At 63.0% G+C, this 22,246-nt stretch carries 21 protein-coding genes; 17 read left to right on the top strand and 4 right to left on the bottom strand.

The genetic code is table 11. The features are described from left to right. Positions 1 to 142: 142 nt before the first annotated feature. The 3 genes from BFQ00_RS17435 to BFQ00_RS17445 all read left to right on the top strand — a co-directional run bounded on the left by BFQ00_RS17435 (position 143) and on the right by BFQ00_RS17445 (position 7,257). On the top strand, positions 143 to 5,956 hold the full coding sequence (locus tag BFQ00_RS17435) for an Hpt domain-containing protein (RefSeq protein ID WP_065934220.1): 5,814 nt from the start codon (positions 143 to 145) through the stop codon (positions 5,954 to 5,956). Further along, positions 5,949 to 6,404: a chemotaxis protein CheW gene (locus BFQ00_RS17440; RefSeq protein WP_065934221.1), complete on the top strand. Its 456-nt coding sequence runs from the start codon at positions 5,949 to 5,951 to the stop codon at positions 6,402 to 6,404. The genes BFQ00_RS17435 and BFQ00_RS17440 overlap by 8 nt, the downstream gene beginning before the upstream one ends. 433 nt (positions 6,405 to 6,837) lie before the next feature. Further along, positions 6,838 to 7,257 carry a hypothetical protein gene (locus BFQ00_RS17445; protein WP_065934222.1) on the top strand — a complete coding sequence of 140 codons (420 nt, stop codon included), beginning with the start codon at positions 6,838 to 6,840 and terminating at the stop codon, positions 7,255 to 7,257. Between the two features lie 169 nt (positions 7,258 to 7,426). On the opposite strand, the gene BFQ00_RS17450 is transcribed toward BFQ00_RS17445, so the two are convergent. Beyond that, positions 7,427 to 7,714, bottom strand: a complete 288-nt coding sequence (locus BFQ00_RS17450) for a HigA family addiction module antitoxin (RefSeq protein ID WP_020301914.1) — start codon at positions 7,712 to 7,714, stop codon at positions 7,427 to 7,429. Between the two features lie 512 nt (positions 7,715 to 8,226). Between BFQ00_RS17450 and BFQ00_RS17455 the strand changes: the two genes are divergently transcribed. The 10 genes from BFQ00_RS17455 to madM all read left to right on the top strand — a co-directional run bounded on the left by BFQ00_RS17455 (position 8,227) and on the right by madM (position 15,864). Then, positions 8,227 to 8,466 carry a DUF6124 family protein gene (locus tag BFQ00_RS17455; RefSeq protein WP_065885367.1) on the top strand — a complete coding sequence of 80 codons (240 nt, stop codon included), beginning with the start codon at positions 8,227 to 8,229 and terminating at the stop codon, positions 8,464 to 8,466. Between the two features lie 268 nt (positions 8,467 to 8,734). Then, on the top strand, positions 8,735 to 10,405 hold the full coding sequence (gene mdcA, locus BFQ00_RS17460; RefSeq protein ID WP_065934223.1) for a malonate decarboxylase subunit alpha: 1,671 nt from the start codon (positions 8,735 to 8,737) through the stop codon (positions 10,403 to 10,405). Next, positions 10,406 to 11,239 (top strand): triphosphoribosyl-dephospho-CoA synthase, encoded by an 834-nt coding sequence (locus BFQ00_RS17465; protein ID WP_065885369.1) that lies wholly within the window; start codon positions 10,406 to 10,408, stop codon positions 11,237 to 11,239. Next, positions 11,239 to 11,538, top strand: a complete 300-nt coding sequence (locus BFQ00_RS17470) for a malonate decarboxylase subunit delta (protein ID WP_065885370.1) — start codon at positions 11,239 to 11,241, stop codon at positions 11,536 to 11,538. The genes BFQ00_RS17465 and BFQ00_RS17470 overlap by 1 nt, the downstream gene beginning before the upstream one ends. After that, positions 11,531 to 12,373 (top strand): biotin-independent malonate decarboxylase subunit beta, encoded by an 843-nt coding sequence (locus BFQ00_RS17475; protein ID WP_065934224.1) that lies wholly within the window; start codon positions 11,531 to 11,533, stop codon positions 12,371 to 12,373. The genes BFQ00_RS17470 and BFQ00_RS17475 overlap by 8 nt, the downstream gene beginning before the upstream one ends. Continuing rightward, on the top strand, positions 12,370 to 13,140 hold the full coding sequence (gene mdcE, locus BFQ00_RS17480) for a biotin-independent malonate decarboxylase subunit gamma (protein ID WP_065934225.1): 771 nt from the start codon (positions 12,370 to 12,372) through the stop codon (positions 13,138 to 13,140). The genes BFQ00_RS17475 and mdcE overlap by 4 nt, the downstream gene beginning before the upstream one ends. Continuing rightward, positions 13,134 to 13,730 carry a malonate decarboxylase holo-ACP synthase gene (locus BFQ00_RS17485; protein ID WP_065934226.1) on the top strand — a complete coding sequence of 199 codons (597 nt, stop codon included), beginning with the start codon at positions 13,134 to 13,136 and terminating at the stop codon, positions 13,728 to 13,730. Before mdcE ends, BFQ00_RS17485 begins: the two co-directional genes overlap by 7 nt. Continuing rightward, on the top strand, positions 13,727 to 14,626 hold the full coding sequence (gene mdcH, locus BFQ00_RS17490; protein WP_065934227.1) for a malonate decarboxylase subunit epsilon: 900 nt from the start codon (positions 13,727 to 13,729) through the stop codon (positions 14,624 to 14,626). The genes BFQ00_RS17485 and mdcH overlap by 4 nt, the downstream gene beginning before the upstream one ends. Positions 14,627 to 14,693: 67 nt before the next feature. Further along, positions 14,694 to 15,098, top strand: coding sequence for a malonate transporter subunit MadL (gene madL, locus BFQ00_RS17495; protein WP_065934228.1), 405 nt, complete (start codon positions 14,694 to 14,696; stop codon positions 15,096 to 15,098). A gap of 1 nt (position 15,099) precedes the next feature. Continuing rightward, positions 15,100 to 15,864: a malonate transporter subunit MadM gene (gene madM, locus BFQ00_RS17500; protein ID WP_065885376.1), complete on the top strand. Its 765-nt coding sequence runs from the start codon at positions 15,100 to 15,102 to the stop codon at positions 15,862 to 15,864. Between the two features lie 121 nt (positions 15,865 to 15,985). On the opposite strand, the gene BFQ00_RS17505 is transcribed toward madM, so the two are convergent. After that, complete coding sequence (locus BFQ00_RS17505; protein ID WP_065934229.1) at positions 15,986 to 16,900, bottom strand: LysR family transcriptional regulator; 915 nt, start codon at positions 16,898 to 16,900, stop codon at positions 15,986 to 15,988. Between the two features lie 143 nt (positions 16,901 to 17,043). Here BFQ00_RS17505 and BFQ00_RS17510 point away from each other — a divergent pair, with 143 nt between their 5' ends. Further along, positions 17,044 to 17,661, top strand: coding sequence for a PAQR family membrane homeostasis protein TrhA (locus tag BFQ00_RS17510; protein WP_065885378.1), 618 nt, complete (start codon positions 17,044 to 17,046; stop codon positions 17,659 to 17,661). 173 nt (positions 17,662 to 17,834) lie between these two features. Here BFQ00_RS17510 and BFQ00_RS17515 read toward each other — a convergent pair whose 3' ends face one another. After that, a complete protein-coding gene (locus BFQ00_RS17515) occupies positions 17,835 to 18,737 on the bottom strand; it encodes a LysR family transcriptional regulator (protein WP_065934230.1) in 903 nt (300 codons plus the stop codon). 108 nt (positions 18,738 to 18,845) lie between these two features. On the opposite strand from BFQ00_RS17515, the gene BFQ00_RS17520 reads away from it, so the two are divergent. From BFQ00_RS17520 to BFQ00_RS17530, 3 genes are read left to right on the top strand one after another with little or no spacing between them, the layout of a single operon-like run. Further along, positions 18,846 to 20,069: a D-amino acid dehydrogenase gene (locus BFQ00_RS17520; RefSeq protein WP_065934231.1), complete on the top strand. Its 1,224-nt coding sequence runs from the start codon at positions 18,846 to 18,848 to the stop codon at positions 20,067 to 20,069. A gap of 10 nt (positions 20,070 to 20,079) precedes the next feature. Further along, the gene (locus tag BFQ00_RS17525; protein WP_046034957.1) at positions 20,080 to 20,430 is read left to right on the top strand and encodes a RidA family protein; all 351 of its coding nucleotides are present in this window, start codon (positions 20,080 to 20,082) and stop codon (positions 20,428 to 20,430) included. A 24-nt stretch (positions 20,431 to 20,454) separates the two neighbouring features. Next, on the top strand, positions 20,455 to 21,357 hold the full coding sequence (locus BFQ00_RS17530; RefSeq protein ID WP_065934232.1) for a transporter substrate-binding domain-containing protein: 903 nt from the start codon (positions 20,455 to 20,457) through the stop codon (positions 21,355 to 21,357). Positions 21,358 to 21,411: 54 nt separating this feature from the next. On the opposite strand, the gene BFQ00_RS17535 is transcribed toward BFQ00_RS17530, so the two are convergent. Further along, positions 21,412 to 22,131, bottom strand: a complete 720-nt coding sequence (locus tag BFQ00_RS17535) for a 16S rRNA (uracil(1498)-N(3))-methyltransferase (RefSeq protein ID WP_065934233.1) — start codon at positions 22,129 to 22,131, stop codon at positions 21,412 to 21,414. Positions 22,132 to 22,246: the final 115 nt, after the last annotated feature.

Raw genomic sequence — 22,246 nt, forward strand, 5'->3', positions numbered from 1 at the left:
GGAGGGGGCTTGCCCCCGATTACGGTCTAACAGTCAAAAGTGGGTCGCCTGACACACCGCCATCGGGGGCAAGCCCCCTCCCACATTGGATCTCCATCGTTTGTGAGATACCAGCAACCCATGAATTCCAAGCGGAGCAGTTATGGTTGATCGGCACGACTACGTGGCCCTCGAATGGGTCAAGGGCGACATTGCCGAAACCCTGAAGCAGGCCCGTTCGGCGCTGGACGTTTACGTTGAAACCGGCGACGCCATTGAGGCGTGCCTGGCCGGTATCCACCAGGTACATGGCGCGCTGCAGATGGTCGAGTTCTACGGCGCGGCGCTGCTGGCTGAAGAGATCGAAGCCCTGGCCCTGGCGCTGCAGGCCGGGCACGTCGGCCAGCGCGACGAAGGTATCCGCCTGCTGCACCAGGCCCTCGGCCAATTGCCGCTGTACCTGGACCGCGTGCACAGCGCCCGTCGCGACCTGCCGCTGGTGGTGTTGCCGTTGCTCAACGACCTGCGCAGCGCCCGCGGTGAAAGCCTGCTGTCGGAGACCAGCCTGTTCAGTCCACAACTGTTGACCATCGCGGCGCTGCCCGATGAGGCACTGGCCCAACGCACGCCGCCGGACTTTCACCCGCAACTGCGCCAATGGCACGCACTGCTGCAACAGGCCCTGGCCGGGTTGCTGCGCGAGGACCACGGGCCGAGCAACTTGGAAGACATGGCGCGGGTGTTCGCGCGCCTGGAAGCGCTGTGCCAGGGCGCGCCGCTGTTGCCGCTGTGGCAGGTCGCCTCGGCGCTGGTCGAAGGCATGCTGACGGGCGTGATCGCCAACAGCCCGGCACTGCGCAGCCTGCTCAAGGCCAGCGGCAAGCAACTCAAGCGCCTGCTGGCGCAGGGCATCGGCGGGATCAACCAGCCGGCGCCGGACGAATTGCTCAAGAGCCTGCTGTTCTACGTCGCCAAAGTCACTCGGCCGACGCCGCGCATGCAAAGTCTCAAGGAACGCTACGGTCTGGATGAGGCCTTGCCCGACAGTGCCGTGGTCGATGCCGAGCGCGCGCGCCTGGCCGGGCCGGACCGCAACGCCATGGGCTCGGTACTCGGCGCATTGTGCGAAGAGCTGGTACGGGTCAAGGAGCGCCTCGATCTGTTCGTGCGCAGCGACCGCCAGCACACCCAGGACCTTGACCCGCTGCTGGCACCGCTGCGGCAGATCGCCGACACCCTGGCGGTGCTCGGTTTCGGCCAGCCGCGCAAAGTCATCATCGACCAGCTTGCCGTGGTATTGAGCCTGGTCCAGGGGCAGCGCGAACCCAGTGACGCCGTATTGATGGACGTCGCCGGGGCGTTGCTCTACGTCGAGGCCACGCTGGCCGGAATGGTCGGCACCGTCGAACCGCAAAGCCGTGAAGACAGCCGCCTGCCGACCACCGACCTGACCCAGATCCATCAATTGGTGATCCGCGAATCCTGTCAGTGCCTGCGCCAGGCCAAGGAATTGGTGATCGACTGCATCGAGGCCGACTGGGACCGCCAGCGCCTGGAATCCCTGCCTGAGCTGTTGAGCCAGGTACGCGGCGCCCTGGCGATGATTCCACTGCCCCGTGCGGCTAGCCTGATGCGCGGGTGTACCGATTATGTTGATGAGCAACTGATGGTCAATGACACCGCGCCCGCTGAGGCGCAGTTGGCGCGCTTTGCCGATGTGATCAGCAGCCTTGAATACTACCTGGAACGCATGCTCCAGGACCCCGACGCTGCGGGCGAAAAAGTCCTGGAACTGGCCACTCAGGCCCTGAGCGAGCTGGGCTATCTGCCGCAGGAAAAACCCTGGCGCCAGGCATTGGCTGCACCCGAGGGTGTCTTGTCCGGCGACACCGCGCCAAGCCAATCGCGGTTCGATGCGCTGGCCAGTCCCACCTCGCGTCTCAACCCGCCGGCCCTGCAACGTCCGGGCAGTCTGCTGCCGCCTCCCCGCGATGAAGCGCCGATTGACGACGAGTTGCGTGAAGTCTTCCTCGAAGAGACCGATGAAGTCCTTCAGGTGCTGCACCGTTACTTGCCCGACTGCGCGGACAAAACCGCCCAGGGCGAAATGCGCCGTGCCTTCCACACCTTGAAAGGCAGCGGTCGCATGGTCCGCGCCCTGGTCGTGGCCGAACTGGCCTGGGCCGTGGAAAACCTGCTCAACCGCGTGCTGGAGTGCAGCGTGGCGATCGGTCCCGAGGTGCGGCAGGTGCTGGATGAGGCGGTGGCGCTGCTGCCGGAGCTGATCGCCGACTTCGCCACCGGCCAACAGCGTCAGCGCGATGAGGTCGACGCCCTCGCTGCCCGCGCCCACGGGTGGGCCAGCGGCGCCCAGGTAGCGGTCATCGAGCCGCACGACCCGATGCTGCTGGAGATTTTCCGCAACGAAGCCCAGAGCCATCTGGACAGCCTCAACCACTTCCTGCGACAGGCCGCCGAACACATGCCGTTGCAGGTCAGTGATGAACTGCAACGCGCCCTGCACACCCTCAAGGGCAGCGCCTATATGGCCGGCGTGTTGCCGATGGCCGAACTGGCGCGTCCCCTCGACCACCTGACCCGCGAATACAAGGCCCATCGCCTGCCGCTGGACCTGGATGAAGTCGAGCTGCTGCTGGAAGCCGAAAGCGTGTTCCAGCGCGGGCTGCGTGAACTGGACAGCAATCCCCTGGCGCCGATCAAGGGCGCAGCGGACTTGATCAAGCGCACCCAAAGCCTGTTGGACCAACAGCTTGAAGCCCTGCTCAACGGCCCCGGCACCGGCCCGCACGTCAAGCGCGATCCGCACCTGATCACCAACTTCCTGGCCCGGGGCATGGACATCCTGCTCGACGCCGAAAGCCTGCTGCGTCGCTGGCAGCAACACCCCGGCGAGCGCCAGGAACTCACCGCGCTGCTGGACGAGCTGACCACCCTGGGCGAGGGCGCGCACCTCGCCGACCTGCACCCTATCGATCAACTGTGCGAAGCCTTGCTCGACCTGTATGGCGCGGTGGAAGAGAGCAGCCTGGCGGTCAGCGAACGGTTTTTCCATGAGGCCGAGCAGGCCCATGAAGCGTTGATCACCATGCTCGACCAACTGGCAGCCGGGCAGGAAATCAGCCCGGCGCCGGCACGGGTCCAGGCCCTGCGCGAATTGCTCGATGACGCCCTCGATCCGTCCGCCACCGGCCTGATCACACGTGACGGCAACCGCGCCCCGAGCATCGCCGAGCTGGGCGCCGCGACCGAGCAACTGAGCCGGCACACGGCGATGGACGACGAGATCGTCGACATCTTCCTTGAAGAGGCCGTGGATATCCTCGACAGCGCCGGGCAGTCCCTCAAGCGCTGGTTGCTGGAGCCCGAGGGCATGGCGCCGTTGTCCTCGTTGCAGCGCGACTTGCATACCCTCAAGGGCGGCGCGCGCATGGCCGAAATCGACGCGGTGGGCGATCTGGCCCAGGAGCTCGAATGCGTCTATGAAGGCCTGGTGGACCGTCGCTACAGCTACTCCACCGAGCTGTCCCAGGCACTGATGGCCAGTCATGAACGCCTGGCCTTGCAACTGGACGAGCTGCACCGGCAGCAGCCATTGAGCGACAGTGTCGAGCTGGTTGCCAGGTTGCGCGAACTGCGCCAGAGCAGTCTGCCGACGGCCCCGGTCGCAGCGGCGCAACCTTCGGGCGCCGACCCCGAGCTGCTGGATATTTTCCTCGAGGAAGCTGCCGATATTCTCGACAGTTCAGGCAGTGCATTGCTGCGCTGGCAGGCCGAGCCCGGCAACCGCCAGGAGGTCGAAACCCTGCTGCGTGACCTGCACACCCTCAAGGGTGGCGCACGCATGGTCGAGATCGGCCCGATTGGCGACCTGGCCCACGAGCTGGAGTTTCTCTACGAAGGGCTGTCCGCCGGGCTGCTGGCGCCGTCGCCCGAACTGTTCGCGCTGTTGCAGGGTTGCCATGACCGCCTGGCGCAGATGATCGACGCCGTGGCGGACGGCTTGCCGGTGGGCTCGGTGGACAAGCTGATCGAGCGCATCAAGAGCCTGGTGCACCCGGGCGAAGAGCCGGTGGTGCCGGTGGCGTTGCCGGCGGGTAAGGCGGAGACGGTGGTCGATCCGGCTGCCGACATGGTGAAGATCTCCGCCGAACTGCTCGACGACCTGGTCAACCTGGCCGGCGAAACCTCGATCTTCCGTGGCCGTATCGAGCAGCAGGTCAACGATGCGCGCACCGCGCTCACGGAAGTGGAAACCACCATCGAGCGCATGCGCGATCAGCTGCGCCGCCTCGACAGCGAAACCCAGAGCGGTCTTTTCAGTCGTCAGCAGACCGAGGCCGAGCGCCTGGGCTACGAGGAATTCGACCCGCTGGAAATGGACCGCCATTCGCAATTGCAGCAATTGTCCCGCGCGCTGTCCGAATCCGCCTCCGACTTGCTCGACCTCAAGGAAACCCTCGAGCGCCGCAACCAGGACGCCCACGACCTGTTGCAGCAACAGGCGCGCATCAACACCCAATTGCAGGAAGGCCTGATGCGCACGCGCATGGTGCCGTTCGAGCGCATGCTGCCGCGCCTCAAGCGCATCGTGCGCCAGGTGGCCGATGAGCTGGGCAAGGACGTGGAATTCGTGATCGGCAATGCCGAGGGCGAGATGGACCGCAACGTGCTGGAACGTATGGCGGCGCCGTTGGAACACATGCTGCGCAACGCCGTAGACCATGGTCTTGAGTCCCGCGAGGTGCGCCTGCAGGCGGGCAAGCCAGAGAAGGGCCGCATCACCTTGGACCTGACCCACGAAGGCGGCGATATCGTCTTCGACATGCGCGACGACGGCGCCGGCGTGCCCCTTGAAGCCGTGCGCCGCAAGGCGATCAAGCGCGGCTTGCTTGACCCCGATCAAGAGATCAGCGACCGCGACGTGCTGCAGTTCATCCTGCAACCGGGGTTTTCCACGGCGGAAAAGATCACCCAGATTTCCGGACGCGGCGTGGGCATGGACGTGGTGCATGAGGAAGTGCGCCAGCTCGGCGGTTCGATGGTGATCGACTCGATCCCGGGCGTGGGTGTGCATTTCAGGATTCGCCTGCCGTTTACCGTGTCGGTCAATCGGGCCCTGATGGTGCAATGCGCGGACGATCAATACGCGATTGCGCTCAATACCATTGAGGGCCTGGTGCGTGTGCTGCCCCATGAATTGGCGGGGCACTACCAGCAGGACCCGCCGCGCTATGAATACGCCGGCCAACGCTACGAACTGTTTTACCTCGGCGACCTGTTGCACACCGTCAGTCGCCCCAGGCTGCTCGGCCAGTACCAGCCGGTGCCGGTGTTGCTGATGCAGTGCAACGAGCGGCATGTGGCGGTGCATGTGGATGCCATGGCGGGGACGCGCGAGATCGTGGTCAAGGGCCTGGGGCCGCAGTTTGCCGGGGTGCAGGGCTTGTCCGGTGCGACGATCCTCGGCGATGGGCGCGTGGTGCTGATTATCGACCTGTTGGCGCACATCCGTGCGCGGCCACCGGCGTTGCCGGCGCAGTCGGTGGACACGCCACTGACCCTCAACGACCCGCTGAAAAAGCGCCCGCTGCTGGTGCTGGTGGTGGACGATTCGGTCACCGTGCGCAAAGTCACCAGCCGCCTGCTGGAGCGCAACGGCATGAACGTGCTGACCGCCAAGGACGGCATCGACGCCCTTGCCCTGCTCGAAGAACACACCCCGGACCTGATGCTGCTCGACATCGAAATGCCGCGCATGGACGGTTTTGAAGTGGCGATCCAGGTGCGCAACGACCCGCGCCTGATGCGCCTGCCGATCGTCATGATCACCTCGCGCACCGGCCAGAAACACCGCGACCGCGCCATGGCCATCGGCGTCAACGACTACCTCGGCAAACCGTACCAGGAGTCGGTATTGCTCGAGAGCATCGCTTACTGGAGCAAGTCCCATGCTTGACCACCGCACGAGCCAACTCACCGGGCTGTTGTTGCCGTTGGCTGATCGTCACCTGATCCTGCCGAATGTCGCGGTGGCCGAACTGATCGACTTCCAGCGCGGCGAACCGGCCAGCGATGCACCGCCGTGGTACCTGCGCCAAGTCACCTGGCGGGATCGGCACATACCCTTGATCAGCTTCGAAGCCGTGTGCGGCGAAGCCAGCGTGACCGGCGAACGCTCCAGGATCGTGGTGTTGAACGCCTTGGGCGGACGGCCGACGCTCAAGTTCATCGCAGTGGTGATCCAGGGCATTCCTCGCTCGTACAAACTCGACAGCGAATTGAGCTACGTGGACGTACCGCTGTGCCCGCTGGAACTGGCGGCGGTGCAGGTGGGCGAGCATGTGGCGAAGGTGCCGGACCTGATGGGGCTTGAAGCGCTGCTGGCCGAGTCCGGCCTGGCCTGAGCTTTGAGCGCTATGAAGATCCACTGTGGGAGGGGGCTTGCCCCCGATGACAGAGTGTCAGTTGATAAATCTCTGGCTGGCCCACTGCCATCGGGGGCAAGCCCCCTCCCACATTAAAGTATCGGTGTTTGACAGACTGCGGGTGGCTTCGGACTTTTCCTGCAAGATTTTGGGCCGTGCATGAACTTCTAAGGCGCTACTGAGCAAATGTGGGAGGGGGCTTGTAAGATGGAGTTGTTGTAGGCGAGTTCTGATTTGGATTAGGCGGGTATTCAGGCCGTAGTGGAGTGCTTAGTTTCTCCGTTCCTCACTGCCAGCAAGGACCCGCAAATGGCCTTAGTGTTAATGCCGCCGGATTTTGGATCATGGTGGGGCGGTGAGCCTATTGGTGATGACCCACGGGACCAATATTGGATAAGAAGAGGTATTGAATATGCCATTTCGCAAGGCCACTGAGCGCCTCATGCCTGTTCTGCGTAATTGCCTGCTTGTGGTCTGCCTGATCTATATCGGCGGCAGTTGGATCCTGTCGCCCGGAACACCCGACCTGGATGAAGTGGTGTTGAAGCATTCCCTGGGCAACGGTATGTCGATTTATGGTGCGCGAGATAGCCAAGGTGGTGCGACGGTGGGGTTTTCCTACAGGTACTACGTGCATAAGGATTTGGGAAGTGATCAGGAAATACTCAGCGCATTAGTATCTGCGCCTCCTTTTCTCAAAACAAAAGAGCCGGATGTTCAAGTCAATAATGAAGGGGGGGCTCTGCAGCTGGTTATTCAGGGAGAAGTGTATGAGTACCACAGTTATGCACTGGAAGGCCTGGGGAAGGTCAAGGTGATGATGGTGTTGTGATGGGCCAGCCTTCGGATTTTTCCTGCAAGATTTTGGGCCATGCATGAACTTCTCGGGGGCTGCTATCAAATGTGGGAGGGGGCTTGCCCCCGATAGCGGTGTATCTGCCAGAAATGTGTTAGCTGACCCACTGCTATGGGGGGGTAAGCCCCTCCCACTTTCTCCATTCTCAATCAATCCGCGCAAACCGCTCAATCACCGGCTGCTCCCGATGCTCGGCCTGCCACAAGTCGTAGGCACTCTGCATCGACAACCATAACTGGGCTGTACTCACACCGGCCCGTTCCAACCGGACGGCGAGGTCCGGGCTGACCGGGGCGTGGCCATGCAAGATCCTTGAAAAAGTCTCGCGGGCGAAGCCAAGACGTCGTGCCATTTCAGTAATGGTAATGCCCAAGGCAGGAATCACATCTTCAAGCAATATTTCACCTGGGTGAGGTGGGTTGTGCATACCCATATCAATGCCTCTACTCAGTGGTAGTCAAGATAGTCGACCAGTTCGACCTGGTCGTCGAACATCCGAAAAATGATGCGCCAGTTACCACTTTTCGGATGGGAAAGGCTAGAGAGGCGAGTTCCGAGCAACAACCTGAAAAGCCTGTCGGAGCATTCTTTGCTGCCTATCGGAAGGATGACATTGGGTGTGGCCTTCGGATTTTTCCTGCAAGATTTTGGGCCATGCATGAACTTGTGGTGAGAAGTCCGCGCGCCTAGTCTTCGTCACGTCATCGCAAAAAAGGGTGACACGGACGTGCAAGTCCGGTTACATGTCGGCGCACCAACGCCCATAGCCATTCAACGGGCGTTTTTTATGCCTGCTGTACGCGTTATGGCGGCTGTGCGTGGGAGATTCTTCGGGATCTGCCGGGGTCCGATATGCCCGGTCTTGCACACCTGCGCACAGCTGCCACCTTCATTCGCATGCAAGCGGAAGAGGGCAGTTTCCATCACATATCGGAGCTGTCAATCATGATCAAACCTACCCCCAATCCACCCCTCTTCACCGTAAACCCTCACCAAAACACCGAAACCCTGCTGGTCAACGCCAGCGAAACCCTGTCCTCCCTCAACGCGCTTACCTGCACCCTGGCCTTCGATCTGGACACCTCCCAGCGCGCCATCATGCTTGGAATTCAGCAGATGGCAGAGTTGGGTCAGTTGCTGGTCGATAGAGCGCTGGAGCAAGTCAGTCCTTCGCCGGAATTTTAAAGCGGTCCCAAATAGGGACTGATCGGTCCTTGTTTAGGACCGCTATCTAACAGGCGCCACAGAGCAAATGTGGGAGGGGGCTTGCCCCCGATAGCGGTGTATCAGCCACATATCTATTAGCTGACCCACCGCAATCGGGGGCAAGCCCCCTCCCACATTTTGAGTTTCATTACTCCCACCGTAATGATCCGTCGTCGGGCTTGATTGATGGCCTTCCGAATCACTCCTAAGGTAAAGCCCCACGACAGCAACCCCCCGTGGAGCAACCATGACAGCAACCATCACCCCCGACTCGCGCTGGACGCGGCGGCGCCACGAGAAGCAGCGGCGGCTCGGGCTGGTCAAGCAGTATGCAGACGGGGCGGTGTTGCCCAGTGACAAGATCGTCGAGGCCCTTGAAGCCTTGATCCTTCCCGGCGACCGCGTGGTACTGGAAGGCAACAACCAGAAGCAGGCCGACTTCCTCTCGCGCTCCCTGGCCAAGGCCGACCCGGCCAAGCTCCACGATTTGCACATGATCATGCCCAGTGTCGGCCGTTCCGAGCACCTGGATCTGTTTGAAAAAGGCATCGCCCGCAAGCTGGATTTCTCCTTCGCCGGCACCCAATCCCTGCGCATCAGCCAGTTGCTGGAAGATGGCCTGTTGGAAATCGGCGCGATCCACACCTACATCGAACTCTATGCGCGCCTGGTGGTGGACCTGATTCCCAACGTGGTGCTTTCAGCCGGCTTCATGGCCGACCGCGCCGGCAACATTTACACCGGCGCCAGCACCGAAGACACCCCCGCGCTGATCGAACCCGCGGCCTTCAGCGATGGCATCGTGATCGTGCAGGTCAACCAATTGGTCGACGACGTCACCGACTTGCCGCGCGTGGACATCCCCGCCAGTTGGGTGGATTTCGTGGTGGTGGCCGACAAGCCGTTCTATATCGAGCCGCTGTTCACCCGTGATCCGCGTCACATCAAGCCGGTACACGTGCTGATGGCGATGATGGCGATCCGTGGCATCTACGAAAAACACAATGTGCAGTCGCTCAACCACGGCATCGGCTTCAACACCGCCGCCATCGAACTGATCCTGCCCACCTACGGCGAATCCCTGGGCTTGAAGGGCAAGATCTGCCGCAACTGGACCCTCAACCCGCACCCCACGCTGATCCCGGCGATTGAAAGCGGCTGGGTGCAAAGCGTGCATTGCTTCGGCACCGAACTGGGCATGGAAAACTACATCGCCGCACGCCCGGATGTGTTCTTCACCGGCCGCGACGGCTCGATGCGCTCCAACCGCATGTTCTGCCAACTGGCCGGCCAGTACGCGGTGGACCTGTTTATCGGCGCCACCCTGCAAGTGGATGGCGACGGGCATTCCAGCACCGTGACCCGTGGCCGCCTCGCCGGTTTCGGTGGCGCGCCGAACATGGGCCACGACCCACGCGGTCGCCGCCACGGCACACCGGCCTGGCTGGACATGCGCCACGATGATGCGCCCGAAGCCTTGCTCGAACGCGGCAAAAAACTCGTCGTGCAAATGGTCGAGACCTTCCAGGAAGGCGGCAAACCCACCTTTGTCGACACCCTCGACGCGGTGGAAGTGGCGCGCAAAAGCGGCATGCCCCTGGCGCCGATCATGATCTACGGCGACGACGTCACCCACCTGCTCACCGAAGAAGGCATCGCCTACCTGTACAAGGCGCGTTCCCTGGAAGAACGCCAGGCAATGATCGCTGCCGTCGCCGGGGTCACCGCCATCGGCATGCGCCACAACCCCAAGGACACCGCCCGCATGCGCCGCGAAGGCTTGATTGCGCTGCCCGAAGACCTTGGCATTCGTCGCACCGACGCCACCCGCGAGCTGTTGGCCGCCAAGAGCGTGGCCGACCTGGTGGACTGGTCCGGCGGCCTGTACAACCCACCCGCCAAATTCAGGAGTTGGTAGATGCGCGCCCTCAAACTGCATGAAGTGAGCCTGGCCGATCGCCTGGCGGATAGGGCGGTCGATGCGCTGATCGACGAAGCGGATTTGTCGCCCAAGCCCGCCCTGGTAGACCGGCGAGGCAACGGCGCCCACACCGATTTGCACTTGGGCTTGATGCACGCCTCGGCGCTGTCGCTGTGGCCGATGTTCAAGGCAATGGCCGAGGCCGCGCTTGAAATCGGCGAAATCGGCCTGCCTCTGCGCGAAGCCCTCGGCCGTATTGGCCGCGAAGGCGAGCAAGCGATGCTCATTACCACCAACGGCGTAAATACTCATCGCGGTGCGATCTGGGCGCTCGGTCTGCTCACCGCCGCAGCGGCCCTGGACCCTGGCGGCGTTACGCTGAACGCGGCCAGATTGGCCTTGCTCGACGACCGACATGCGCCACAAACCCTGAGCCACGGCGCGCTGGTCGCCCAACGTTACGGCGCTCGCGGTGCCCGCGAAGAAGCGCAGTTGGGCTTCCCCTCGGTGACGCAACGCGGCCTGCCGCAACTGCACAAGAGCCGCCGGCAAAACGTCGGAGAACAGAACGCGCGCCTGGACGCCTTGCTCGCGATCATGACCGAACTGGCCGACACCTGCGTGCTCTACCGCGCCGGCTACGCAGGCCTGACCACCCTGCAACAGGGCGCCCAGGCCGTGCTGGACGCCGGCGGCAGCGCAACCCTGGCCGGCCGCCGCCAACTGCACGCGCTGGACCAACAACTGCTGGCCCTGAATGCCTCCCCCGGCGGCGCCGCCGACCTGTTGGCCGCCTGCCTGTTTATCGACCGCCTCGACGGAGCGTTGTGATGCAGACCCTATCCTTTGAATTCCCCGCCGGGCAGCCGCCAAAAGGCCGTGCGCTGGTGGGGTGCGTCGGCTCCGGCGACCTTGAAGTGCTGCTGGAACCGGGCACCGCCGGCACGCTGACCATCCAGGTACAAACCTCGGTCAATGGCGCCGAGCAACGTTGGCAGCACCTGTTCGAACGCATTTTCCAGGAACAGATGCCACCGGCCTTGAACATTGATATCCACGATTTTGGCGCCACGCCCGGTGTGGTGCGTTTGCGCCTGGAGCAAGGCTTCGAGGAGATCGGCCATGACTGATTGGCTCAACAAACACAGCTTCGTTGAACTCGGTGCTCGGCAGCGCGCCAAGGCGTTGCTGGATGCCGGCACCTTTCGCGAGCTGATCGACCCCTTTCAACGCGTCATGTCGCCGTGGCTCAGCCGCCAGGGCGTGGTGCCCCAGGCGGATGACGGGGTGGTCATCGCCAAAGGCAGCGTTGCCGGTCTGCCGGTAGTGATTGCCGCCATCGAAGGTAACTTCCAGGGCGGCAGCCTCGGTGAAGTCGGCGGCGCGAAAATCGCCGGAGCGCTGGAACTGGCCGCTGAAGATAACCGCAACGGCATCCCGACCCGCGCCGTGCTGCTGCTGGAAACCGGTGGCGTACGCCTGCAGGAAGCCAACCTGGGTCTGGCCGCCATTGCCGATATCCACGCCGCGATTGTCGACCTGCGCCAGTACCAGCCGGTAATCGGCGTGGTGGCGGGCAGTGTCGGCTGCTTCGGCGGCATGTCCATCGCCGCAGGGTTGTGCAGCTATCTGGTGGTCACCCGTGAAGCGCGCCTGGGCTTGAACGGCCCGCAGGTGATCGAGCAGGAAGCCGGGTTGGACGAATACGACTCCCGCGACCGGCCGTTTATCTGGAGCCTTACGGGGGGCGAACAGCGCTTCAACAGTGGGTTGGCCGACCGTTATGTGGCCGACGATGTGGCGCAGATCCAGCAGACCGTCAGCGCGCTGTTGCAGCAAGGCGCGCCCGAACAACACCGTAGCCGCCGCGCTGATTTTTATCTGGCGCGCCTGGCCGAACTGGACGCCACGGCGCAGATCGAACCGGCGACGGTGCGCACGCTGTATCAGGGAGAACGCCCATGAGAGGTTTGCAGTGGTTTAACGCGCTAAGCGCCGGCGCAACGCGGGTGCAAGGCTTGCCTGACTCGCTCAGGATCGCCGATGGCCAGTTGAACGGCCAGAGCGTGCGTTTTCTCGCCGTGGTCACCGACACGAACAACCGCTTCCCGCGCGCACGCAATGGCGAAGTCGGTTTGCTGGAAGGTTGGGGGCTCGCCAAGGCCGTCGATGACGCTATCGCCAGGGGTGACAAACGCCCGCTGATCGCCATCGTCGATGTACCCAGCCAAGCCTACGGTCGTCGCGAAGAAGCCCTCGGCATCCATCAAGCCCTGGCCGCCGCCGCCGACAGCTACGCCCGCGCCCGTCTGGCCGGACACCCGGTGATTGCGCTGCTGGTGGGCAAGGCCATGTCCGGTGCGTTCCTCGCCCACGGTTACCAGGCCAATCGCCTGATTGCCCTGCGCGACCCCGGCGTGATGGTGCATGCCATGGGCAAGGCCTCGGCGGCGCGGGTCACCCTGCGCAGCGTCGAAGAACTCGAAGCCCTGGCCGCCAGCGTGCCGCCGATGGCGTACGACATCGACAGTTATGCCAGCCTTGGGCTGCTCTGGGAGACGCTGACGGTCAGCCAGATTGAACAGCCCACGGCAGACGACGTGGCGCGGGTCAGCGATTGCCTGGTGAACGCGATCAAGGATATCGATGGCCCCAATCTGAGCGGGCGCCTGGGGGCGTCCAATCGTGCGGCGTCCAGCCACGTGCGTCAGCTGCTGCGGGAGCAATGGTGAACGCTCACGACTTGCTCTGGGGCATGACCCCGGCCCATCTGCCTGCCGATGCGCCCGGCTGGGTGGTGGATGCGCTCAGCGCCGGCCACCCGGTGGTGGTGCGTCGCGCCGTCGTCGCGCCGGGCCATGTGGCGGTCGGTGTAAGGGGACGTTTGCGCGAGCAGCGGTTTGCCGCGCAGATGCCGATTGCCGCGGTGCAACGGCGCGTGGCCCCCGAAGCCCTGCGGGACGTGACCTCGCCACGGGATGTGCCGGCGCTGCGGGCACTTGACCACCTACGGCCGCTGTTGGCGCATAACGACTGGGGCGTCAGCGGCAGTGCCGGATTCGAATTGGCCAGCGGCATCGAAGCGTTGCATGCCGCGAGCGATCTGGATTTGATCCTGCGCACCCCCGAGCCGCTTGAGCGTGACCAGGCGCACGCGTTATTGGCGATGCTCGATAGCGCACCGTGCGCCGTCGACCTGCAACTGCAAACCCCCGTCGGCGCTGTCGCCTTGCGTGAATGGGCGGGCGCGTCACGCCGGGTGCTGCTGAAAACCGCCGACGGGGCGCACCTTGTCGTCGATCCCTGGCAGGCGGTGGCATGAGCAGCTTGCTGGTATTTCCGGGGCAGGGCGCCCAGCGAGTCGGCATGCTCCAGTCGCTGCCCGTCGACGTCCTTGACGAGGCCAGCGCTGCCCTGGGTGAAGACGTGCGCCGGCTCGATTCGGCACAGGCCCTTGAATCGACGCGCGCCGTCCAGCTTTGCCTGTTGATGGCTGGCGTGGCGCATGCGCGTCTGTTGCAGCACGCGCCGGACTATGTGGCGGGCCTGTCCATCGGTGCCTATCCCGCCGCTGTCATCGCCGGCGCACTGGACTTTGCCGATGCCATCAAACTCGTCAGCCTGCGCGGCGAACTGATGCAAAGCGCTTATCCACAAGGCTACGGGATGACCGCGATCATCGGCCCGCAGTTATCCACTGTCGAAACATTGCTCGCCGAAATCCACAGCCCACAGACCCCGGTGTACCTGGCCAATATCAATGCCGATAACCAGACGGTCATTGCCGGCAGCGACGCGGCGATGAAGCGTGTCGCAGAACGTATCAAGGGCAACGGCATCGCCAGGCGCCTGGCGGTCAGCGTGCCGTCCCATTGCGCTTTGCTGGACGCACCGGCCAGGGTCCTCGCCCAGGCCTTCGTCCCGCTCAAGGCGCCGCGCATCACCTACCTGAGCAGCACTCGCGCGCGGCCTATCCACAACCCTGAGCAACTGCGCGATGACCTGGCCTTCAACATGTGCCGCGTCGTCGACTGGCGCGGCACCGTGCAAAGCGCCTACGAGCGTGGCGTGCGCCTGCAGATCGAAGTGCCGCCGGGCGCGGTGCTCACCGGCCTGTCACGTCGCGTGTTCGAACAAGGCACGGTGATCGCCTGCGAAGGCGCGCGCCTGGATACCTTGCAGGCCCTGCTGCAAGAGGAGGAGCGCCGCCACCGATAAAGCACGACCCAAGGCTTTCGAAGCACAACAACAACAATTTCGATCGAGCACTTTGAGGACAACAACAATGATTATTTACGGTGTGGCATTGCTGGCGATCTGCACGCTCGCGGGCGTGATCATGGGCGACATGCTCGGCGTGTTGCTGGGGGTCAAATCCAATGTGGGCGGCGTGGGCATCGCGATGATCCTGCTGATCTGCGCGCGGTTGTGGATGCAAAGGCGCGGCGGCATGACCAAGGACTGCGAGATGGGTGTGGGCTTCTGGGGCGCCATGTACATCCCCGTGGTGGTGGCGATGGCCGCGCAGCAGAACGTGGTCACCGCCTTGCACGGCGGCCCGGTGGCGGTGCTGGCGGCCATCGGTTCGGTGGTGGTGTGTGGTTGCACCATTGCCCTGATCAGTCGCACGCACAAGGGCGAGCCTTTGCCGCCCGAAGAGCCGCTGATCCTCGCTGCAGGAGGTCGCTGATATGTGGGACCTCATCGAAAAAGGTTTGGAGCACAATGGCCTGATCACCGCGTTCGCCTTTGTGGGCGTGGTGATGTGGATTTCGGTGGTGCTGTCCAAGCGCCTGACATTCGGACGCATCCATGGCTCGGCGATTGCCATCGTCATCGGCCTGGTGCTGGCCTGGGTTGGCGGCACGCTCACGGGCGGGCAGAAGGGCCTGGCGGACCTGGCATTGTTCTCCGGTATCGGTCTGATGGGCGGGGCGATGTTGCGGGATTTCGCCATCGTTGCCACGGCGTTTGAAGTGCAGGCCACTGAGGCGCGCAAAGCCGGGATGATCGGGGTGATTGCCCTGCTGCTGGGCACGATCCTGCCGTTCATCGTCGGTGCGAGCATGGCCTGGGCCTTCGGCTATCGCGATGCGGTCAGCATGACCACCATCGGCGCGGGCGCCGTGACCTACATCGTCGGCCCGGTGACCGGCGCGGCGATTGGCGCGACCTCGGATGTGATGGCGCTGTCGATTGCCACCGGGTTGATCAAGGCGATCCTGGTGATGGTCGGCACGCCGGTGGCGGCGCGCTGGATGGGCCTGGACAACCCGCGTTCGGCGATGGTGTTCGGGGGCCTGGCCGGCACCGTGAGCGGTGTGACGGCGGGGCTGGCGGCGACGGATCGGCGGTTGGTGCCGTATGGCGCGCTGACGGCGACGTTTCATACCGGCTTGGGCTGCCTGCTTGGGCCTTCGCTGTTGTATTTCATTGTGCGTGGGTTGGTCGGTTAGTTTTGGAGATGGTGGTGTTTGGTCGGGCGCCATCGGGGGCAAGCCCCCTCCCACATGTTGACCGCATTCTCATGTTGGAACTCGGTCAACTGTGGGAGGGGGCTTGCCCCCGATAGCGATCTCAAACCTGCCGATTGGCATACATCCGACACTCCGCCAACAACGCCAGCAAGTTCGGATCGCGCTCCTTGGCCTTCAGGAACACCACGCCGATATGCTGCTGCAACCGATACCTGGGCTGCAGCGGTATCAGCTTCACGCGGTTCTCGTACACCGCCGCGATCCGGCCCGGCAACAGCGCATAGCCCACCCCCGAGCTGACCATGCTCAGCAACGTGAAGATGTCATTGACCTGCATCGCCACCTTTGGCTCGAAGCCCGCCTGCTTGAATACCCGGTTGCCATCCTGATGGGTGGCGAAGCCTTGGGTGAGGGTGATGAAGGTGGCGTCGCGCACGTCGGCCAGGTCGATTTGCCGTTCGCGGTCGAAGGGGGAGTCGGCTGGGGTGGCGAGGAAGATGTCGTCGGAAAACAGCGCGATCTGTTCGCAGTCGGGGTCGTTGGCGTGCTCATCCAGGGAGATAAGGATGGCGTCCACTTCCATGTTCTTGAGCTTGTAGAGCAGGTCGAAGTTGGAGCCCAGGATCAGGTCGATATTCAGTTCGCTGCGGCGGATTTTCAGGCCCATGATCAATTGCGGCACGGTCTTGACCGTCAGCGAATACAGCGAGCCGAGCTTGAAACGTTCGGCGGAGAAACCGGCGGCTTCGCGGGTCAGGCGCACGCTGTCGACCACGTCGGCCACCAGCTTCTGCGCGCGCTCTTCGAGTACGTAGGCGCTTTCCAGCGGCGTCAGGTTGCGGCCCTCGTGTTTGAACAGCGGGCAGCGCAGGGCATTTTCCAGCGAATGAATGGCGCGGTGCACGCTGACGTTGCTGGTCTGCAATTCGGCGGCGGCGCGGGCCAGGTTGCCGGTGCGCATGAACGCCAGGAAGATTTCCAGTTTCTTGAGGGTGAATTCTTCGTCGATCAACATGGCCGTGGCTCTGGTTCGCATGCCCTCGATTGTGCCCGCAAAACGGCGCGGCGTCGTCGGAACGTCATAACGCGCTTGCACTCTGATGCGCAAGGCTGGACGCTTGTCCGCGTGTGCTTGGAGTTACAGGAGGTCGGTGACAGATGTACCACGGAGAACGATTCAACGCCTGGAGCCATTTGCTCGGTGCTGTCGCGGCGTGCATTGGCGCTGTGTGGATGTTGGTGGTGGCGAGCCTGGATGGCAGCCCCTGGAAGATCGTCAGCGTGGCGATTTATGGCTTTACGCTGATCGTGCTGTACAGCGCCTCGACGGTGTACCACAGCGTGCGGGGGCGGCGAAAAGAGATCATGCAGAAGGTCGATCACTTTTCGATCTACCTGTTGATCGCCGGCAGCTACACCCCGTTTTGCCTGGTGACGCTGCACGGGCCGTGGGGCTGGACGCTGTTCGGGATTGTGTGGGGGCTGGCGGTGATCGGCATTTTGCAGGAGATCAAGCCGCGCTCCGAAGCGCGGATTCTATCCATCGTGATCTATGCGGTGATGGGCTGGATCGTGCTGGTGGCGGTCAAGCCGCTGCTCGCCGCGCTGGGCACCGCAGGGTTTATCTGGCTGGCGTCGGGCGGGGTGTTGTACACCGTGGGGATTATCTTTTTTGCGTTGGAGGACCGCCTGCGGCACTCCCATGGGATCTGGCATTTGTTTGTGATTGGCGGCAGCCTGCTGCATTTTGTGGCGATCATGCATTACGTGCTTTGAATGTCAGAGGGGACAAGCCCTAATGTCATTCAGTTAAGGCTTTTTTGTAGGAGCGAGCTTGCTCGCGAAAAACTCACAGGCGCCGCGTTCATTCAGGAAGCACGCGTTATCGTTGACGTTTTTCGCGAGCAAGCTCGCTCCTACAGGGCTTGCGCCTCCCACAATGGGTGCTCTTAGAGACGTGCCAATAGTTCACAGGCGCGACTGCCGAAAATCTCCAGCAGCTTGGCCAGCATATGCGGCGGTGGCTCGTTGGCGCGGGTCAGGGCGTAGAGGGTGATGGGCAGCGGTGGGGTGAGCGTGCGGATCTGGGTGGTGGCCGTTGAGGCACCCAGCGCGGTGAACGGATCGATCACGGTCAGGCCGGCGCCGGATTCGACCATCGCACGCGCCAGGGAATAGGTTTGCACCGAGATCGTCACCCGGGGCGGCGGGTCGATATTTTCCAGGTAGCTGCCCAGCTTCGCCGCCAGCGGGTCGGCGCTGGACAGGCCGATCAACGGCGCTCCGGCCAGCTCGGCCAACGGCAAGGGCTGATGCCGTTCGGCATCCGGCCAATAGCCTTTGGACGCCAGCGCCACCAGTACACCGTTGGCCAGCACTTGGGTCGTCAGCCCGGGATGGCCGGAGAAGTTGAGCGTCAGCGCCAGGTCGATCTCGCGCATCAACAGCTTTTGCACCAACTCGCGGCTATGGTCGCTGGACAGTTCGCAGGCCATATCCGGGTAATCGCGTTTCCATTCCAGGATCGACGGCGGCAGCAGCGATAGCGCCAGCGTCGGAATCGCGCCGATGCGGATACTCTGCCCAGGTTCGCGGCGCAAGCTATTGGCCAGGCGCCTTACGCCTTGCAGGCTTGCGGTGACTTTCTCGACTTCACTCTCCAGCGCCAGCGCTTCCGGCGTGGGCTGCAATTTGCCGCGTACGCGCAGGAACAGCGCAAAGCCCAACTGCAATTCGGCGTGCTGCAACACCTTGGTCACCGCCGGTTGCGAGACATGCAGCAACTGCGCGGCGGCGCTGATGGAGCCCGTCTGGCGGATGGCCTGGAAGATTTCGATATGACGCAAGCGCATGGCAAGTCCATAACCTTTGTTTATAGGTGACCCATCTTTATTCATTGTCGGTGGTCTGTCACCTGCCCCTAGGCTTGAGGCTTCTTGATTCAGCGGCGGGCGGCGGAAATGGTGCACATCATTGGGGGTGGGGTGATTGGTCTGGCGAGCGCGTATGCGCTGGTGCGTGCGGGCCACGAGGTGACGGTGATCGACGCGCGCGAGACCCTGGGCAGTGAAACCAGCTTTGCCAATGGCGGGCAGTTGTCCTATCGCTACGTGGCGCCGCTGGCCGATGCCGGCGTGCCGCTTCAGGCCATCGGTTGGCTGTTGCGCGGTGACTCGCCGTTAAAGCTGCGCCCACGCCTCGACCCTCAGCAATGGCGCTGGATGGCCGCGTTCCTCGGTGCATGCCGTAGCTCGGTGAACACACGCAATGCCGCCCACCTGCTGCGACTGGCCTCCCTGAGCCAGCACACGTTGCAGCAATGGCGCGAGGATGATCACCTGGACGGCTTCGACTGGCGGCGCAACGGCAAACTGGTCACCTTTCGCAACGCCAGCTCATTTGCGCATGCCCGCAGCAAGGTCACCGATATCCTTCAGCAGCAGGTGCTGTCGGCCGCCGATTGCGCACGCCTGGAGCCGGCGCTGGCGGGCGGTGGTTTTGTCGGCGGGATCTACACGCCGAATGAGGAGGTGGCTGATTGTCATGCTTTCTGCCAGCGCTTGGCGGCGCGGCTTGACGCGTCCGGGCGCTGCCGCTTTTTGCTGGGGCGCAAGGTCACCGGCATTCGCCACGCTGACGGTGCGGTGCAGGCTATCGAACTGGGCGCTGAGGTGGTGCCGGTCGAGCATCTGGTACTGGCGGCCGGTTATCGCAGCGCCGAGTTGGGTGTGCCGCTGCCGCTTTACCCGCTCAAGGGTTACAGCCTCAGTGTGCCGATTGGCGCGCAGCACCAGGCGCCGAACGTGAGCATTACCGACTACGACCGCAAGATCGTCTATGCGCGCATCGGCGAACAACTGCGGGTGGCGGCCATGGTGGATATCGTCGGCTTCGATGCCAGCCTTGAACCCAAGCGCCTGGCGCTGATGAAACGCCAGGCACTGGAGACATTTGCGCAGGCTGGCGATTACGCCAGTGCGGTGGAGTGGGCGGGTATGCGCCCGGCCACCCCCACTGGCGTGCCGCTGATTGGTGCCAGCGTGTATCGCAACCTGTGGCTGAACCTGGGCCACGGCGCCCTTGGTTTTACCCTGGCCTGCGGCAGCGGCCAGTTGCTGGCTGAGTTGATCGGACAACACGCGCCTTCCATTGATATGCAGGGCCTTGCGCCCCGCGCCGCATGAGGATGTACGGATGACCATCACCCGAATAAGCAGCAATGAGCGCCTCTCGGGCGCAGTGACCTTCAAGGACCTGGTTTTCCTCTCGGGCCAGGTGCCCGGTGATGGCCAGGACGTGGCGACACAAACCCGGGAGGTGCTGACCAGGATCGATGCGCTGCTGGCCCAGGCGGGCAGCGATAAGGATCATCTGCTCAACGCAACGATCTATTTGAAAGATATCGGCAGCGGTTTTGCACCGATGAACGAGGTGTGGTCCGCCTGGCTTTCACCGGGCATGGCGCCGACGCGCACGACCCTTCAAGCGGAACTGGCGCGGCCGAGTGTGCTGGTGGAAATCAGCGTGATTGCTGTACGTAAATAATCGAAAAACCAACGGAGAATAACAATGAAAAAAAGCCTGTTGACCGGCTGCACCCTCGCGCTTTTGCTGGGCGCACAAGCCCATGCGAACCAAGCGCCGTTGGACGGCACGCTGGGCAAGATCGCTAACGCCAAGTCCATCACATTGGGCTATCGCGATGCGTCGGTGCCGTTTTCCTACGTGGGGGATAACAGCGGCAAACCCATGGGCTACTCGGTGGAGCTGGCAGATAAGATCGTCGAGCGCATCCAGCAGAAAATCGGGGTGGGCACGCTCAATGTGAAGTACAACCTGGTGACCTCCCAAACCCGTATCCCGCTGGTGCAAAACGGCACTGTCGACCTGGAATGCGGTTCTACCGGGGTGACGGCCGAACGGCAGAAGCAGGTGGCGTTTTCCTACGGGTTTATCTACGTGAAGGGGCAATTGCTGACGGCCAGGGACAGTGGTATCCAAGGCTTTGCTGATCTTGCGGGCAAGAACGTGGTGACCACCGCGGGTACCACCAACGAGCGTTTCCTCAAAAGCTACAACGCCGAGCACAAGGCCAATATGTTCGTGATCAGCGCCAAGGACCATGGCGAAGCCTTCAAGATGCTCGAGACCGGCCGTGCAGCGGCGTTCTATATGGATGACGCGTTGCTTTACGGCGAGCGCGCCAAGGCCAAGGATCCGCACAATTGGGTGGTGGTGGGGGAGGAGCAGTCGCGGGAAATCTACAGCTGCATGGTGCGCAAGGACGACCCGCAGTTTCTTGCGGTGGTCAACGAAGCGTTGGGCGACCTGTACCGCTCGGGTGAAATTAACGGGATCTACCAGCGTTGGTTCGAACAGCCGATTCCGCCCAAGGGCCTGAACCTGGAATTCCCGATGACCAGCGAGTTGAAAGCGATTATCGCCAAGCCGGTCAGCGACCCGGTGGAGTAAGAAGTGCCACCCAGGATCGTTCCCACGCAGAGCGTGGAACGATCACTGGGAGGCTTAGAAGTCGCCCCACAATTGCTGAGCCACGGACAGCGCCACCACCGGGGCGGTTTCAGTGCGCAGAACCCGTGGGCCGAGGCGGGCGGCGTGGAAGCCGGCGCCTTGGGCGGTGTCGACTTCGCCGTCGGTCAAACCGCCTTCAGGGCCGATCAGGAAGGCCAGGCTTGAAGGCTTGGCATGGCTGACCATCGGCTCGGCCACCGGGTGCAGCACCAGCTTCAAATCCGCCTCGGTCTGTTTCAACCAGTCCGCCAGCAACAGCGGCGGGTGAATCACCGGCACCGTTGAACGCCCGCATTGCTCACAGGCGCTGATCGCCACCTGGCGCCAGTGCAGCAGGCGTTTGTCGGCGCGTTCGTCCTTGAGGCGCACTTCGCAGCGCTCGCTGAAAATCGGGGTGATGGCGTTGACGCCCAGTTCGGTGGCTTTCTGGATCGCCCAATCCATGCGTTCGCCCCGGGAAAGGCCTTGCCCCAGGTGGATGTGCAGCGGCGATTCGGCCTGGCCGTTGAAGCGTTGCGTCAGTTGCACGGTGACGCGTTTTTTACCGACTTCCAGCAGGCTGCCGAGAAACTCCTGGCCGGAGCCATCGAACAGTTGCACGGCGTCGCCTTCGACCATGCGCAACACACGGCTGATGTAATGCGCCTGGGCTTCGGGCAGCTCAAGGTCGCCGAGGCTCAGCGGGGTGTCGGTGAAAAAGCGGGACAGTCTCATTTCTGTTCTCTGGAAAAATTATGCATACACACGTTCTGTCTTTCTGTAGGAGCGAGCTTGCTCGCGAAAAACGTATACCCGACGCCGTAATGTGCCTGGAATACCTTCGCGAGCA

It is taken from the genome of Pseudomonas sp. 28 E 9, from assembly GCF_900004785.1.
GTDB lineage: Bacteria > Pseudomonadota > Gammaproteobacteria > Pseudomonadales > Pseudomonadaceae > Aquipseudomonas > Aquipseudomonas orientalis_A.